17 protein-coding genes are annotated in these 14,213 nt (G+C 67.6%); 13 read left to right on the top strand and 4 right to left on the bottom strand.

Annotated features, from left to right (window positions below):
• Nucleotides 1–119: 119 nt before the first annotated feature.
• From secY to truA, 10 genes are all read left to right on the top strand, one after another.
• Nucleotides 120–1,433 (top strand): preprotein translocase subunit SecY, encoded by a 1,314-nt coding sequence (secY, locus tag ACZ52C_RS08240; RefSeq protein WP_469073960.1) that lies wholly within the window; start codon nt 120–122, stop codon nt 1,431–1,433.
• Nucleotides 1,433–2,095, top strand: coding sequence for an adenylate kinase (locus tag ACZ52C_RS08235; protein WP_469073959.1), 663 nt, complete (start codon nt 1,433–1,435; stop codon nt 2,093–2,095). The genes secY and ACZ52C_RS08235 overlap by 1 nt, the downstream gene beginning before the upstream one ends.
• A gap of 130 nt (nt 2,096–2,225) precedes the next feature.
• Complete coding sequence (map, locus tag ACZ52C_RS08230) at nt 2,226–3,062, top strand: type I methionyl aminopeptidase (protein WP_469073958.1); 837 nt, start codon at nt 2,226–2,228, stop codon at nt 3,060–3,062.
• A gap of 225 nt (nt 3,063–3,287) precedes the next feature.
• A complete protein-coding gene (infA, locus tag ACZ52C_RS08225) occupies nt 3,288–3,509 on the top strand; it encodes a translation initiation factor IF-1 (protein WP_003948620.1) in 222 nt (73 codons plus the stop codon).
• 72 nt (nt 3,510–3,581) lie between these two features.
• The gene (rpmJ, locus tag ACZ52C_RS08220; RefSeq protein WP_003998809.1) at nt 3,582–3,695 is read left to right on the top strand and encodes a 50S ribosomal protein L36; all 114 of its coding nucleotides are present in this window, start codon (nt 3,582–3,584) and stop codon (nt 3,693–3,695) included.
• 197 nt (nt 3,696–3,892) lie between these two features.
• Entirely contained in the window at nt 3,893–4,273 is a 381-nt protein-coding gene (gene rpsM / locus ACZ52C_RS08215) for a 30S ribosomal protein S13 (RefSeq protein WP_005481202.1), read from the top strand.
• 70 nt (nt 4,274–4,343) lie between these two features.
• On the top strand, nt 4,344–4,748 hold the full coding sequence (rpsK, locus tag ACZ52C_RS08210; RefSeq protein WP_003956432.1) for a 30S ribosomal protein S11: 405 nt from the start codon (nt 4,344–4,346) through the stop codon (nt 4,746–4,748).
• Nucleotides 4,749–4,910: 162 nt separating this feature from the next.
• Complete coding sequence (locus tag ACZ52C_RS08205) at nt 4,911–5,933, top strand: DNA-directed RNA polymerase subunit alpha (protein ID WP_003966937.1); 1,023 nt, start codon at nt 4,911–4,913, stop codon at nt 5,931–5,933.
• Between the two features lie 193 nt (nt 5,934–6,126).
• Nucleotides 6,127–6,633 (top strand): 50S ribosomal protein L17, encoded by a 507-nt coding sequence (gene rplQ, locus ACZ52C_RS08200; protein ID WP_239756737.1) that lies wholly within the window; start codon nt 6,127–6,129, stop codon nt 6,631–6,633.
• Between the two features lie 145 nt (nt 6,634–6,778).
• Nucleotides 6,779–7,642, top strand: coding sequence for a tRNA pseudouridine(38-40) synthase TruA (truA, locus tag ACZ52C_RS08195; protein WP_469073957.1), 864 nt, complete (start codon nt 6,779–6,781; stop codon nt 7,640–7,642).
• Nucleotides 7,643–7,671: 29 nt separating this feature from the next.
• Here truA and ACZ52C_RS08190 read toward each other — a convergent pair whose 3' ends face one another.
• Both ACZ52C_RS08190 and ACZ52C_RS08185 read right to left on the bottom strand, forming a co-directional pair.
• A complete protein-coding gene (locus ACZ52C_RS08190) occupies nt 7,672–8,556 on the bottom strand; it encodes a hypothetical protein (protein WP_469073956.1) in 885 nt (294 codons plus the stop codon).
• 82 nt (nt 8,557–8,638) lie between these two features.
• Nucleotides 8,639–9,013, bottom strand: coding sequence for a hypothetical protein (locus ACZ52C_RS08185; RefSeq protein WP_469073955.1), 375 nt, complete (start codon nt 9,011–9,013; stop codon nt 8,639–8,641).
• 340 nt (nt 9,014–9,353) lie between these two features.
• On the opposite strand from ACZ52C_RS08185, the gene rplM reads away from it, so the two are divergent.
• The 3 genes from rplM to glmM all read left to right on the top strand — a co-directional run bounded on the left by rplM (nt 9,354) and on the right by glmM (nt 11,977).
• A complete protein-coding gene (gene rplM / locus ACZ52C_RS08180) occupies nt 9,354–9,797 on the top strand; it encodes a 50S ribosomal protein L13 (protein WP_045559465.1) in 444 nt (147 codons plus the stop codon).
• Between the two features lie 39 nt (nt 9,798–9,836).
• Nucleotides 9,837–10,364: a 30S ribosomal protein S9 gene (rpsI, locus tag ACZ52C_RS08175; protein WP_045559466.1), complete on the top strand. Its 528-nt coding sequence runs from the start codon at nt 9,837–9,839 to the stop codon at nt 10,362–10,364.
• 254 nt (nt 10,365–10,618) lie between these two features.
• Nucleotides 10,619–11,977 (top strand): phosphoglucosamine mutase, encoded by a 1,359-nt coding sequence (gene glmM / locus ACZ52C_RS08170; RefSeq protein WP_469073954.1) that lies wholly within the window; start codon nt 10,619–10,621, stop codon nt 11,975–11,977.
• Nucleotides 11,978–12,090: 113 nt separating this feature from the next.
• On the opposite strand, the gene ACZ52C_RS08165 is transcribed toward glmM, so the two are convergent.
• Both ACZ52C_RS08165 and coaA read right to left on the bottom strand, forming a co-directional pair.
• A complete protein-coding gene (locus ACZ52C_RS08165; protein WP_469073953.1) occupies nt 12,091–13,020 on the bottom strand; it encodes a DUF389 domain-containing protein in 930 nt (309 codons plus the stop codon).
• Between the two features lie 31 nt (nt 13,021–13,051).
• Nucleotides 13,052–14,041 (bottom strand): type I pantothenate kinase, encoded by a 990-nt coding sequence (gene coaA, locus ACZ52C_RS08160; RefSeq protein WP_469073952.1) that lies wholly within the window; start codon nt 14,039–14,041, stop codon nt 13,052–13,054.
• Between the last annotated feature and the right edge of the window lie 172 nt (nt 14,042–14,213).

Below are 14,213 nucleotides of genomic sequence, written 5' to 3'. Positions count from 1 at the left end.
TCACAGGGTGCTCTCATCCGGGCACTCGCCGCGGCAGTTAAACGTTACGTAAGTCGTCCTCATCAGAATCTCAAAACCGTCACCCTTGACGCAGTAGCGCGGGGGTCGCAGGAGGCACCGTGCTCACCGCGTTCGCCCGGGCGTTCAAGACGCCCGACCTGCGCAAGAAGCTGCTCTTCACGCTCGGCATCATCGTGATCTATCGGGTCGGCACGCACATCCCGATCCCGGGTGTCGACTACACCGCCGTCCAGTTCTGCATCGACCAGGCAGAGACCAACTCGGGTCTGTTCGGTCTGGTCAACATGTTCAGCGGTGGCGCGCTGCTGCAGATCACGGTCTTCGCGCTCGGCATCATGCCGTACATCACGGCGAGCATCATTCTGCAGCTGCTGACCGTGGTGATCCCGCGTCTGGAAGCCCTGAAGAAGGAGGGGCAGGCCGGTACGGCGAAGATCACGCAGTACACGCGTTACCTGACGGTGGCCCTGGCGATCCTTCAGGGCACCGGCCTGGTGGCCACCGCCCGCAGCGGCTCGCTGTTCAGCGGCTGTGCGCAGGCCAGCCAGATCGTCCCCGACCAGTCGATCTACACCACCATGGTCATGGTCATCACCATGACCGCCGGTACGGCCCTCGTCATGTGGCTCGGTGAGCTGATCACCGACCGCGGCATCGGCAACGGCATGTCGATCCTGATGTTCATCTCGATCGCCGCCACCTTCCCGTCCGCGCTGTGGGCCATCAAGGAGCAGGGCGACCTGGCGGGCGGCTGGATCGAGTTCGGCATCGTCATCGCCGTCGGCCTGGTCATGGTCGCGCTCGTGGTCTTCGTCGAGCAGGCCCAGCGCCGTATTCCGGTCCAGTACGCGAAGCGCATGATCGGCCGCCGTTCCTACGGAGGCACCTCGACCTACATTCCGTTGAAGGTCAACCAGGCGGGCATCATCCCTGTGATTTTCGCCTCGTCGCTGCTCTACATTCCGGCCCTCATCGTGCAGTTCTCCAACTCCACCGCGGGCTGGGCGAGTTGGATCAACGCCAACCTGGTTCCGACCGACGCGCCGGCGCATATCACGATCTACTTCTTCCTCATCATCTTCTTCGCCTTCTTCTACGTGGCCATCTCGTTCAACCCCGAGGAAGTCGCGGACAACATGAAGAAGTATGGTGGCTTCATCCCGGGCATCCGGGCTGGCCGACCGACCGCTGAGTACCTGAGCTACGTACTCAACCGGATCACCTGGCCGGGTTCGCTGTACCTGGGTCTGATCGCTCTCGTGCCGACAATGGCGTTGGCACCGCTGGGGGCAAACCAGAACTTCCCGTTCGGCGGTACCAGCATCCTGATCATCGTGGGTGTGGGTCTGGAGACGGTGAAGCAGATCGAGAGCCAGCTCCAGCAGCGCAATTACGAAGGGTTCCTCCGCTGATGCGAATCGTCCTCGTCGGGCCGCCGGGTGCGGGTAAGGGAACGCAGGCCGCGTTCCTGGCACAGAACCTGTCGATCCCGCACATCTCCACGGGCGACCTGTTCCGGGCCAACATCAGCAAGCAGACGGAGCTCGGCAAACTCGCGAAGTCCTACATGGACAAGGGCGAGCTGGTGCCGGACGAGGTCACGATCGCGATGGCCAAGGACCGCATGGAGCAGCCGGACGCCGAGCACGGCTTCCTGCTCGACGGCTTCCCGCGCAATGTCTCGCAGGCCGAGGCGCTGGACGTGACGCTCCGGGACGAGTCCATGAACCTGGACGCGGTGCTGGACCTGGAGGTCCCCGAGGAGGAGGTCGTCAAGCGGATCGCCGGTCGGCGCATCTGCCGCAACGACTCCGCCCACGTCTTCCACGTCACGTACAAGAAGCCGAAGCAGGACGGTGTCTGCGACACCTGCGGCGGCGAGCTGTACCAGCGTGACGACGACTCCGAGGAGACCGTCCGCAAGCGCCTGGAGGTCTACCACACCCAGACCGAGCCGATCATCGACTACTACAAGGCCCAGGGCCTCGTGGTGACGATCTCGGCCCTCGGTCCGGTGGAGGAAGTCACCCAGCGCGCCATGGAGGCGCTCAAGCGCGAGGACGACGACAAGTAGGTCGTCGCTCGGTACGCCGGCCGCGGTGCCCGTCAGGGGCGCCGCGGCCGTACTGTTGTGTAGGCAAAAAACGCGAGAACGAGATCTCGTGCCTCGTGGACACGAAGGAAGACGGAGAGCGCAGGCCCCCATGGTGCAGATCAAGAGTCCCGAGCAGATCGCCAAGATGCGTGAGGCGGGGCTGGTCGTCGCCGCCATCCACGCGGCCACCCGGGAGGCCGCCGTACCGGGCGCCTCCACGAAGGATCTCGACGAGGTCGCCCGCAAGGTGATCGCGGAGCACGGGGCCAAGTCGAACTTCCTCGGGTACGGTGGCTTCCCGGCGACGATCTGCACCTCGGTGAACGAGGTCGTGGTCCACGGGATCCCGAGCGACGAGGTCGTCCTGAAGGACGGCGACATCATCTCCATCGACTGCGGCGCGATCGTCGACGGCTGGCACGGGGACGCGGCCTACACCGCGTTCGTGGGCTCCGGTCACGCTCCGGAACTGATCGAGCTGTCGCGGGTGACCGAGGAGTCCATGTGGGCCGGGATCGCCGCGATGAAGGTGGGCAACCGGCTCGTGGACATCTCCCGGGCCATCGAGACGTACATCCGCCGGCAGCCGAAGCCGGGCGGGGGGAAGTACGGGATCGTCGAGGACTACGGCGGCCACGGCATCGGGACCGAGATGCACATGGACCCGCATCTGCTGAACTACGTCGAGCGGCGGCGGGGCAAGGGGCCGAAGCTGGTACCGGGGTTCTGCCTCGCCATCGAGCCGATGGTGTCCCTGGGCACCCCGAAGACGGAGGTCCTGGCGGACGACTGGACCGTGGTCTCGACGGACGGGACGTGGTCGTCGCACTGGGAGCACTCGGTGGCGCTGACCGAGCAGGGGCCGCTGGTGCTGACGGCTCCCGATGGGGGCAGGGCGAAGCTGGCGGAGTACGGGATCACTGCGGCGCCTGATCCGTTGGGCTGAGGGTGCGTTGCCGGGTGCGGGTCCGGTGGGGGTTCTCGCGCGGTTCCCCGCGCCCCTGAAGGGCGCTCCTGTCGGGCGGAGTAAGGATCTTCCGCCTTGGGCATGCATACCCAATTCGTGTTTCTGGAGGCCCTGGCGTAGACTGACTCGTCGGCTCTCGTGTTTCCGTGTGTCCTCATTCGGTTACGCGGAGTCGATCAAGGTAGTCGATTCGAAGGGCGAAGCGTGGCCAAGAAGCAAGGTGCCATCGAGATCGAGGGCACTGTCGTCGAGTCTCTGCCGAACGCCATGTTCAAGGTCGAGCTCCAGAACGGCCACCAGGTCCTGGCACACATCAGCGGCAAGATGCGTATGCACTACATCCGCATCCTCCCTGACGACCGGGTCGTGGTGGAGCTGTCTCCGTACGACCTGACGCGTGGCCGGATCGTCTACCGCTACAAGTAGATCTTGCCCCCGCCTCCGTGCCCCGGTCTCCCGGGACGCGAGTGGTGGCACTGACCCGGAGAACCTCACCCCATGAAGGTCAAGCCGAGCGTCAAGAAGATCTGCGACAAGTGCAGGGTGATCCGCCGTCACGGTCGGGTCATGGTCATCTGCGAGAACCCGCGCCACAAGCAGCGCCAGGGCTGACGCACGTTCGACCACTCCCTCTGCATCGACATCGCAGGGATTCGCGCGACGCGAGCTGAATTGTTCATACGCAGGACCCAGGCGCCGCACGGCGTCTGACACCCCCGGCTCGGAGGCCGGGGACCCGGTTCGTACCTGGTACGGCGGCCGGGAGCCGGTCCTGTGGAAGACCTCCGACAATCACCAGGAGCCATTGAATGGCACGCGTTTCCGGTGTTGACATCCCGCGCGACAAGCGCGTGGAGGTCGCCCTCACCTACGTGTTCGGCATCGGCCGGACCCTCTCCCAGGAGACGCTGGCAGCGACCGGCGTCAACCCCGACACCCGCGTCCGCGACCTCTCCGAGGAGCAGCTCGTCGCGATCCGCGAGTACGTGGACAACAACATCAAGACCGAGGGTGACCTCCGTCGCGAGGTCCAGGCCGACATCCGCCGCAAGGTGGAGATCGGCTGCTACCAGGGTCTCCGTCACCGTCGTGGTCTGCCCGTCCGCGGTCAGCGCACCAGCACCAACGCCCGCACCCGCAAGGGCCCGCGTCGCGCCATCGCCGGTAAGAAGAAGCCGGGCAAGAAGTAGTCCTCAGCGGACAACGCTTCATCAGCGGTCTTCGCTGTAGGACCGACCACCTCCCCGTAGGAGTTAGTAGATGCCCCCCAAGGGTCGTCAGGGCGCTGCCAAGAAGGTGCGCCGCAAGGAAAAGAAGAACGTCGCTCACGGCCACGCGCACATCAAGAGCACGTTCAACAACACGATCGTCTCCATCACGGACCCCTCGGGCAACGTGATCTCCTGGGCCTCCGCCGGCCACGTCGGCTTCAAGGGCTCCCGCAAGTCCACGCCGTTCGCCGCGCAGATGGCCGCCGAGTCGGCCGCCCGTCGCGCGCAGGAGCACGGCATGCGCAAGGTCGACGTCTTCGTCAAGGGCCCGGGCTCGGGTCGTGAGACGGCCATCCGTTCGCTCCAGGCGACCGGTCTCGAGGTCGGCTCCATCCAGGACGTCACGCCCACCCCGCACAACGGCTGCCGTCCCCCCAAGCGCCGCCGCGTCTGACCCTTCGGGGTCGGATCAGCGACTGCTTGGTCTGAGGTTTTCGGGCGGTATGGCTCTTCGGGGCCATATCGCCCGTACCCTTGTAGCTGCACCACATATCGGGCTGCCGCCCGGTGGCAAGGGCATCAAATAGTGGGTGCCCCTGACTGAAGGATTCACTTCATGCTGATCGCTCAGCGTCCCTCGTTGACCGAAGAGGTCGTCGACGAATTCCGCTCCCGGTTCGTGATCGAGCCGCTGGAGCCGGGCTTCGGCTACACCCTCGGCAACAGCCTCCGTCGTACGCTCCTGTCGTCGATCCCCGGTGCGGCTGTCACCAGCATCCGGATCGACGGCGTCCTGCACGAGTTCACCACCGTGCCGGGCGTCAAGGAGGACGTCACCGACCTGATCCTCAACATCAAGCAGCTGGTCGTCTCCTCGGAGCACGACGAGCCGGTCGTGATGTACCTGCGCAAGCAGGGCCCGGGTCTGGTCACCGCCGCCGACATCGCGCCCCCGGCCGGTGTCGAGGTGCACAACCCCGACCTCGTCCTCGCCACGCTCAACGGCAAGGGCAAGCTGGAGATGGAGCTGACGGTCGAGCGCGGCCGCGGTTACGTCTCCGCCGTGCAGAACAAGCAGGTGGGCCAGGAGATCGGCCGTATCCCGGTCGACTCGATCTACTCGCCGGTTCTCAAGGTCACGTACAAGGTCGAGGCCACGCGTGTCGAGCAGCGCACCGACTTCGACAAGCTGATCGTCGACGTCGAGACCAAGCAGGCGATGCGTCCCCGTGACGCCATGGCCTCCGCCGGTAAGACGCTGGTCGAGCTGTTCGGTCTCGCCCGCGAGCTGAACATCGACGCCGAGGGCATCGACATGGGTCCGTCCCCGACGGACGCCGCGCTCGCCGCCGATCTGGCGCTGCCGATCGAGGAGCTGGAGCTCACCGTTCGGTCGTACAACTGCCTCAAGCGTGAGGGCATCCACTCCGTGGGTGAGCTGGTCGCGCGCTCCGAGGCGGACCTGCTCGACATCCGCAACTTCGGTGCGAAGTCGATCGACGAGGTCAAGGCGAAGCTGGCGGGCATGGGCCTGGCGCTCAAGGACTCGCCTCCCGGGTTCGACCCCACCGCTGCCGCGGACGCCTTCGGTGCGGACGACGACGCGGACGCCGGGTTCGTGGAGACCGAGCAGTACTAGTCGCTCCGCGAGACGGCCGGATTCCGACTGCGGGTCCGTAGTGGCTGGTCGCGCAGTTCCCCGCGCCCCTTACGGGGCGCGGTCCTCCGAGGCGCTTCGAAAGAGGAGCCCCGGATCTTCGACGGGCATCCGCCCGCTCGGATACTGACCCCGGTACCTGATACGGCCGGGGCAGACACCTAGGAGAAACACCATGCCGAAGCCCACCAAGGGTGCCCGTCTGGGCGGCAGTGCCGCGCACGAGAAGCTGCTCCTCGCGAACCTCGCGAAGTCGCTCTTCGAGCACGGCCGGATCACCACCACCGAGGCGAAGGCCCGCCGTCTGCGGCCGTACGCCGAGCGCCTGGTCACCAAGGCGAAGAAGGGCGACCTTCACAACCGCCGTCAGGTGCTCCAGGTCATCACGGACAAGAGCGTCGTGCACACGCTCTTCACCGAGATCGGCCCGCGGTACGAGAACCGTCCGGGTGGCTACACCCGGATCACCAAGATCGGTAACCGTCGTGGCGACAACGCGCCCATGGCCGTCATCGAGCTGGTCGAGGCGCTGACCGTCGCGCAGCAGGCCACGGGTGAGGCCGAGGCCGCCACCAAGCGTGCCGCCAAGGACGCCGAGACGCCGGCCGCCGAGGCCAAGGTGGACACCACCAAGGCTGACGACGCCGCCGACGAGGCTGCCGAGGAGTCGAAGGACGCGTAAGCGTTCTGCGGGGGGCTGCGTTCTCGGCTGCGGGTTCGTCGTGGTGGTTCGCGCAGTTCCCCGCGCCCCTGAGGGGGCGCGTCTGAGTGGGCCCGTTCCTTTCACAGGAGCGGGTCCGCTTTTTTGTACCTGAGAGGATCTGTACGTGAGTGATGAAGCGGCGCCCGGTCATGTCCGCGTCCGGCTGGACCTTTCCTACGACGGTTCCGAGTTCTCCGGGTGGGCCAAGCAGGCCGGGGGGCGGCGGACCGTGCAGGGGGAGATCGAGGACGCTCTCAGGACCGTGACGCGGTCCCGGGAGACGTACGAGCTGACCGTGGCGGGGCGGACCGATGCCGGGGTGCACGCGCGGGGGCAGGTGGCGCACGTGGATCTGCCGGAGGCGGTCTGGCGCGAGCACCACGAGAAGCTGCTGAAGCGGCTCGCGGGGCGGCTGCCGAGGGATGTCCGGGTGTGGGCGCTCAGGGAGGCGCCCAGCGGCTTCAACGCGCGGTTCTCGGCGATCTGGCGGCGTTACGCGTACCGGGTGACCGACAACCCCGGCGGTGTCGACCCGTTGTTGCGCGGTCATGTGCTGTGGCACGACTGGCCGCTGGACGTGGACGCCATGAACGAGGCGGCGTTGCGGCTGCTGGGGGAGCACGACTTCGCCGCGTACTGCAAGCGGCGGGAGGGCGCGACCACCATCCGTACGCTCCAGGAGCTGAGCCTGGTGCGGGGGGAGGACGGGATCGTCACCGCCACCGTGCGGGCCGACGCCTTCTGTCACAACATGGTGCGCTCGCTGATCGGGGCGCTGCTGTTCGTGGGGGACGGCCACCGCGGTCCCGAGTGGCCCGGGAAGGTGCTGGCGGCCGGCGTACGGGACTCCGCCGTGCATGTCGTACGGCCGCACGGGCTGACCCTGGAGGAGGTCGGTTACCCGGCGGACGAGCTGCTGGCCGCGCGGAGCAGGGAGGCGCGGAACCGGCGGACGCTGCCGGGGGTGCCCGGGGGCGGCTGCTGCTGACCCCGGGCGGCGGGGACCCGTGCCCCGGTCTACTGGCCGTTGGCCGCGGCGGCCGCCTGGGTCTCGCCGCGGCGGCGGATCTGTCCGTACGTGGACGTGCTGAGGTCGTCGCCGGCGGCGAAGACGGTCTTGTCCTTCTCCGTCACGTCCCGGCCGTCGGTGAAGCCGGAGAGGGTGAAGTAGGCGTAGCGGCCCAAGGAGTTGGCGGTCGTCCGGCACACCGTCGTCCGGCAGAAGACGGGGACGCCCTCGCCGGAGAGGGAGACGATGGTGCTCACCTTGTCCCAGTCCTCCTTGACCTTGGTCGCCTGGGCCTCGGTGTCGAACAGGGCGACGCCGATGGTGGTCGCGACCTCGTCCCGGAAGTAGGTCACGCGCATGAAGCGGGTGCAGTCGTTGCCGGTGAGGAGCTTGTCGAGGGTGCCCTGGACGGCCGAGGCGCAGTCCTTCGTCGAGGCCGTGGCGCCCTTGCGGTAGACGACACCCTCGCGCTTGGTCAGCTGGGAACCCGGGAAGAGGATGTCCGGGCTGATCGGTGCCTTGTCCTTGCCCGAGCTGGAGATGAAGTCCATCGGGTTCAGCGGGGGCGGGGCCGAGGTCGGCGCGAACGACGGGTCCGTCTTGGCGCTGGCGCTCGGGACGCCCTCCGTGACCGGTGGGTTGTCCGGGCCGTTCGCCGTGGTGCTGCCGTTGTCGGTGTTGACGACGGCCACCGCCACGGCGACGCCTATGCCGACCGTGGCGAGGGCGCCGCCGACGATCAGCAGGAGTCGGCGACGCCTGTTACGTGTTTCGGACTGCTCGGCGAGTGACGCCCAGTCCGGGGTCTGGCCACTGGAGGAACTCCACTGATTGTCCCACGGATTGTGGGAACCCCCGGGGCTCCACTGAGACCCCCCCTGCCCATAGCTCATGGGCCGCATTTTAGACGGGCGAGGGGAGGCCGTTGTCAGTTCCAGGTCACGCCCTGGTACCGGGTTACTTCTCGGTACCGGGTTACGCCTTGTCCTTCCAGCTGGCGACGAGCTTGCGCGTGCTGTGGTCGCTCAGCTTCGTGTACGAGAACACGTCGATCTGGAGGCTGTGCTTGTTGGTGAACTTCATGTCGCAGGTCTTGGTCTTGCCCTTGCCCTTGACGTTGCAGGTGTCCATCGTCGGGTTCTTCGCGGACAGGTCGTCCACGATGACGAGGATGCCGGTCTTGCCCGCCTTGGTGTCCCAGACCTTGAGGACCTCGCCGGCGGACTTGAACTGCACCGCGCCGCCGGGCACCGAGTAGGCGCTCGACGCGGATGCCGTCCCGGTGGCGCCCAGCGTCAGCGCGACACCGGCCGCCACGATCGCGGCGGCAACATTCTTGCGAAACTTCATAGGTGAACCCCGTTGTTTGCAGCTTGCACGACTGAATCACGCACCTCGCGGCACGTGGGGCCGGATCGTATCGAACCCGCGGGCGAAGTCGATCAACGGGTGTCGGGTGCGTCGCTCCCGGGGCCGTTTTGACCCGCCCGGGGCGGCCCGAGTATCCTTGCGGATCGTTATGCGTATGGGTTTGGTCGCTCTCAGGCGAGAGGCCCTTACGTAGGTTCCCTGGAGCAGTTACCAGTGGGCGGCATACGGGCATCGTTCCCGGCACTGTCGTCCCCAGCTGCACGATCGCTTCAGTGATGCCATGTGTCAGCACCCATCCACTGAAGAAGAAGGCTGCGAAGTGCGTACGTACAGCCCCAAGCCCGGCGATGTGACTCGCCAGTGGCACGTCATCGACGCACAGGACATCGTCCTGGGCCGTCTGGCTACCACTGCCGCGAACCTCCTCCGCGGCAAGCACAAGCCGACCTATGCCCCTCACATGGACATGGGCGACTTCGTCATCATCATCAACGCCGACAAGGTTCACCTGTCCGGCAACAAGAAGACCCAGAAGCTGGCGTACCGCCACTCCGGGTACCCGGGTGGTCTGCGCTCCGTCCGTTACGACGAGCTGCTGGCGAAGAACCCCGAGAAGGCCGTCGAGAAGGCCATCAAGGGCATGATCCCCAAGAACACCCTGGGCCGTCAGATGCTCTCGAAGCTGAAGGTCTACTCGGGCGACCAGCACCCCCACGCTGCACAGCAGCCGGTGCCGTTCGAGATCACCCAGGTCGCGCAGTAGTTCCGGCCACCCCCAAAAAGAAAAGATCTGAGGAGCATCGTGGCCGAGACCACCGCTGAGCAGCCGGTCGAAGAGACCGAGACCGAGCTTGTCGACATCGACAGCTACACCACCGAGTCCGAGGTCCCCGTCGAGGGCGACTACACCTCGGAGTCCCTCGCCGGCCGCTTCGGCGACCCGCAGCCGGCCGCCGGCCTGGGCCGTCGCAAGAACGCCATCGCCCGCGTCCGGATCGTCCCGGGCACCGGCAAGTGGAAGATCAACGGTCGCACCCTCGAGGACTACTTCCCGAACAAGGTGCACCAGCAGGAAGTCAACGAGCCCTTCAAGGTGCTGGAGCTCGAGGGCCGCTACGACGTCATCGCCCGCATCGCCGGTGGCGGTGTGTCCGGTCAGGCCGGCGCGCTCCGTCTCGGTGTTGCCCGCGCGCTGAACGAGGCCGACGTCGACAACAACCGTGGCGCCCTCAAGAAGGCCGGTTTCCTCCGCCGCGACGACCGTGCGGTCGAGCGCAAGAAGGCCGGTCTGAAGAAGGCCCGCAAGGCTCCGCAGTACAGCAAGCGCTAGATCGCGCTCGCGCCGCTGGGCGCGATCCGCGTGCGTCGCGCATTGCGCGTACCGCCCCGGTGGCACGTATCCGTGCCGCCGGGGCGGTTTGCTTAGCAGGGCTGGTCATTCATCGCAGGCATATGCACAGACTGTCGGTACAACCCCGAAAGGGGGAGGACAGTCTCAGGGGATGTACTTGGTCAGGGGAATGCCGGGACACTCGTGACCATCTGTACGAGCCGCACATTCTGAGCAATTCGGAGGACACCACAGTGGGACGACTCTTCGGCACGGACGGCGTGCGCGGTGTCGCCAACGCGGATCTGACGGCCGAGCTGGCGCTCGGACTGTCCGTCGCGGCGGCGCACGTACTCGCCGAGGCGGGCACCTTCGAGGGCCACAAGCCGGTGGCGGTGGTCGGGCGGGATCCGCGAGCGTCCGGGGAGTTCCTGGAGGCGGCCGTCGTGGCCGGCCTCGCCAGCGCGGGCGTCGACGTGCTGCGCGTCGGTGTGCTGCCCACCCCCGCGGTGGCGTTCCTCACCGGCGAGCTGGGCGCCGACCTCGGCGTGATGCTCTCCGCCAGCCACAACGCCATGCCGGACAACGGCGTCAAGTTCTTCGCCCGCGGCGGACACAAGCTCGCCGACGAGCTGGAGGACCGGATCGAGGGCGTCTACGAGGAGCACCGCACCGGCGCTCCCTGGGAGCGGCCCACCGGCGCGGGCGTCGGGCGCATCCGGTCCTACGACGACGGCTTCGAGCGGTACGTCGAGCATCTGCTCTCCGCCCTCCCCAACCGGCTCGACGGGCTCAAGATCGTCCTCGACGAGGCGCACGGTGCCGCTGCCGGGGTCTCGCCGGAGGCGTTCACCCGCGCCGGCGCCGAGATCGTCACGATCGGGGCCGAGCCGGACGGGCTCAACATCAACGACGGGTGCGGCTCGACCCACCTCGGGCCGCTGAAGGCCGCCGTCCTGGAACACGGGGCGCACCTCGGGATCGCGCACGACGGGGACGCGGACCGGTGCCTCGCGGTGGACCACGAGGGCAACGAGGTCGACGGGGACCAGATCCTCGCGGTGCTCGCGCTGGCGATGCGGGAGCGCTCCGCGCTGCGGGCCGACACGGTCGTGGCGACGGTCATGTCCAACCTCGGCTTCAAGCTGGCGCTGGAGCGGGAGGGGCTGCGGCTGGTGCAGACCGCCGTCGGGGACCGGTATGTGCTGGAGGAGATGAAGGAGCACGGGTACGCGCTCGGGGGCGAGCAGTCCGGGCATGTGATCATCTCCGACCACGCGACGACCGGTGACGGCACGCTGACGGGGCTGCTGCTGGCGGCCCGGGTCGCGCAGTCCGGGCGTACGCTCCAGGAGCTGGCCGGGGTGATGGAGCGGTTGCCGCAGGTGCTGATCAATGTGCCGGACGTGGACCGGTCGCGGGTGTCCACGTCCGCGGAGCTGGCGGCGGCGGTGGGGGAGGCCGAGGCCGAACTGGGGTCCACGGGGCGGGTGTTGTTGCGGCCGTCCGGGACCGAGCCGTTGGTGCGGGTGATGGTGGAGGCCGCCGACATCGAGCAGGCGCGGTCGGTCGCGGGGCGCCTTGCTGACGCGGTGAAGTCCGCGCTCGGGTAGGTCTGGGGTTCTGTGCGTTCCGGGTAGGGGCGTGGGGTTCTGTGTGTTGCGGGCCGCGGGTGATTCGTGGCTTGTCACGCAGTTCCCCGCGCCCCTTTTCTGTGTGCCCCTGGTTATGAGGTGCTGCGTTGCCTTGACCACAGCCACTTCTGGAGGAGCAGGGTGAGGGTGCCCGCCAGGATGATGCCCAGGAGGTTCAGGAGCAGTTGCTCCGTGGAGCCCACCGTCTGCTTCGTGTCGCCGTAGGCCAGGGCGACCGCGGCGTTCGCGGCGGCCGGGACCGTGGTGACCGAGATGGCCACGCCCACGAGGGCTCCTGACTTGGCCGAGGTCAGGGAGAGGGTGCCGGCGATGCCCGCCAGGACGGCCACGATGAAGGAGAAGGCGTCGGGGGCGTACACGAAGGCGGTGTTGGGGCGGTCGGCTTCCAGCTTGGCCTCGGTGAAGTGGCCCAGCGCGTCCATGAAGACGCTGAAGCCGACGGTCGCCGCCATGGCCACCGCGAAGCCCACGAGGAGGGCGATCAGCGAGCGCAGGGCGAGGCGCGGGTGGCGTTGGACGATGGATGTGCTGATGCCCGCCAGGGGGCCGAACTCGGGGCCGACCGCCATCGCGCCGACGATCAGGATCGCGTTGTCGAGGACCACACCGCAGGCCGCGATCATCGTGGCGAGGGTGATGAACGCCACGTAGGTGATGGAGAGCGTCGACTCCTCGTGGGTCGCGTCCGTCAGGTGCTCCCAGAGGACCGCGTCGGCGCCCTCGCCCGGGGCGTCCTTCTCGGCCTTGTCGGCGCGTTCGGAGAGCGACAGGTCGATGTTCTCGACGGCGATGGAGCCGGTGCGGTCCAGGTCCAACGCCCTTAGTGCGGCGATCAGTTCGTCGCCCGCCTCGCGTGCCACGTCGCACATGACGACGTCTCCGGCGGGGTTGCGGGCGGCTCCCGGTACGACGACGAGGTGGGTGCACCCGACCGTGCCCTCGATCAGGCGCACCACTTCGTCGGTCCGGTCGGCCGGGGTGATCAGGCGCAGATGCAGCATGCCCGCAGGGTAGCCGGGCCCGGTGACGGGGCTACAGCTTGCGCAGGCTCAGGCGGCGCACCTTGTGGTCGGCGCCCTTGCGGATGATGAGGGTGGCGCGGCCGCGGGTGGGGGCGATGTTCTCGATGAGGTTGGGCTTGTTGATGGTGCGCCAGAGGGTGCGGGCGTAGTCGAGGGCGTCGTCCTCGGAGACCTGGGTGTACTTGCGGAAGTACGAGTCGGGGTTCTGGAACGCGGTCTGGCGGAGCTTCTTGAAACGGTTGAGGTACCAGCGCTCGATGTCGTCGGCGCCGGCGTCGACGTACACGCTGAAGTCGAAGTAGTCGGCGAGACCGACGCGGGTGCGGCCGTCGCTCCCGGGGAGGGCGGGCTGGAGGACGTTCAGGCCCTCGACGATGAGGATGTCGGGGCGGCGGACCGTCAGCTTCCGGTCGGGGACGATGTCGTAGATGAGGTGGGAGTAGACGGGGGCCGTCACCTCGTCCTTGCCGGCCTTGATGTCGGCGACGAAGCGGGTCAGGGCCCGGCGGTCGTACGACTCGGGGAAGCCCTTGCGGGAGACCAGGCCGCGCTCCTGGAGGTCCTTCATGGGGAGCAGGAAACCGTCGGTGGTGACCAGTTCGACGCGCGGGTGTTCGGGCCAGCGGGCCAGGAGGGCCTGGAGGAGGCGGGCGACGGTCGACTTGCCGACGGCCACGGAGCCGGCGACGCCTATGACGAACGGGGTGCCGGACTGGGAGCCCTGCTCGCCCAGGAAGGTGTTCAGGGCGCCGCGCAGGCCGTCCGTGGCGCCCACGTAGAGGTTGAGGAGCCGGGACAGCGGCAGATAGATGTCCCGTACCTCGTCGAGGTCGATGACATCGCCCAGACCGCGCAGCTTCTCGACCTCCTCGGCGTTCAGCGGGAGCGGCGTCTTTTCGCGCAGCGCGCTCCACTCGGTACGGGTGAGGTCGACGTAGGGAGTCGCCTCCGGCCTGGGCCGGTGGGCGCTCCGCGGCAACGAGGAGACCGGTGAGATCACAGTCCATTGTTAACGGAGTTTGAACGGGGTGGCGGGGTGGGGGCCGGTGGGCTCCGTCACGCCGGGCGGGGGCACGGCAGGGGGTTCTCCCTTCGCTGTGCGTGAACTGTGGCGAAGGTATGGACCTCGGGTGGGGGGAGGACTAGCGTCCGGGCGGTCGGGAGGGAGCCGC

The sequence above is a fragment of the Streptomyces sp. NPDC034049 genome, from assembly GCF_055575575.1.
Note: the sequence above shows the minus strand (reverse complement) of the source record. Positions and strands in the feature narration are given on the sequence as shown.

What these genes read in the sequence shown, in the direction of transcription:
- ACZ52C_RS08190 (WP_469073956.1), bottom strand. Translation starts at nt 8,556, where the DNA reads ATGAGCTATGGGCAGGGGGGGTCTCAGTGGAGCCCCGGGGGTTCCCAC.
- rpsM (WP_005481202.1), top strand. Translation starts at nt 3,893, where the DNA reads ATGGCACGCGTTTCCGGTGTTGACATCCCGCGCGACAAGCGCGTGGAG.
- ACZ52C_RS08165 (WP_469073953.1), bottom strand. Translation starts at nt 13,020, where the DNA reads ATGCTGCATCTGCGCCTGATCACCCCGGCCGACCGGACCGACGAAGTG.
- rpsK (WP_003956432.1), top strand. Translation starts at nt 4,344, where the DNA reads ATGCCCCCCAAGGGTCGTCAGGGCGCTGCCAAGAAGGTGCGCCGCAAG.
- ACZ52C_RS08235 (WP_469073959.1), top strand. Translation starts at nt 1,433, where the DNA reads ATGCGAATCGTCCTCGTCGGGCCGCCGGGTGCGGGTAAGGGAACGCAG.
- ACZ52C_RS08185 (WP_469073955.1), bottom strand. Translation starts at nt 9,013, where the DNA reads ATGAAGTTTCGCAAGAATGTTGCCGCCGCGATCGTGGCGGCCGGTGTC.
- map (WP_469073958.1), top strand. Translation starts at nt 2,226, where the DNA reads ATGGTGCAGATCAAGAGTCCCGAGCAGATCGCCAAGATGCGTGAGGCG.
- rpmJ (WP_003998809.1), top strand. Translation starts at nt 3,582, where the DNA reads ATGAAGGTCAAGCCGAGCGTCAAGAAGATCTGCGACAAGTGCAGGGTG.
- rplQ (WP_239756737.1), top strand. Translation starts at nt 6,127, where the DNA reads ATGCCGAAGCCCACCAAGGGTGCCCGTCTGGGCGGCAGTGCCGCGCAC.
- ACZ52C_RS08205 (WP_003966937.1), top strand. Translation starts at nt 4,911, where the DNA reads ATGCTGATCGCTCAGCGTCCCTCGTTGACCGAAGAGGTCGTCGACGAA.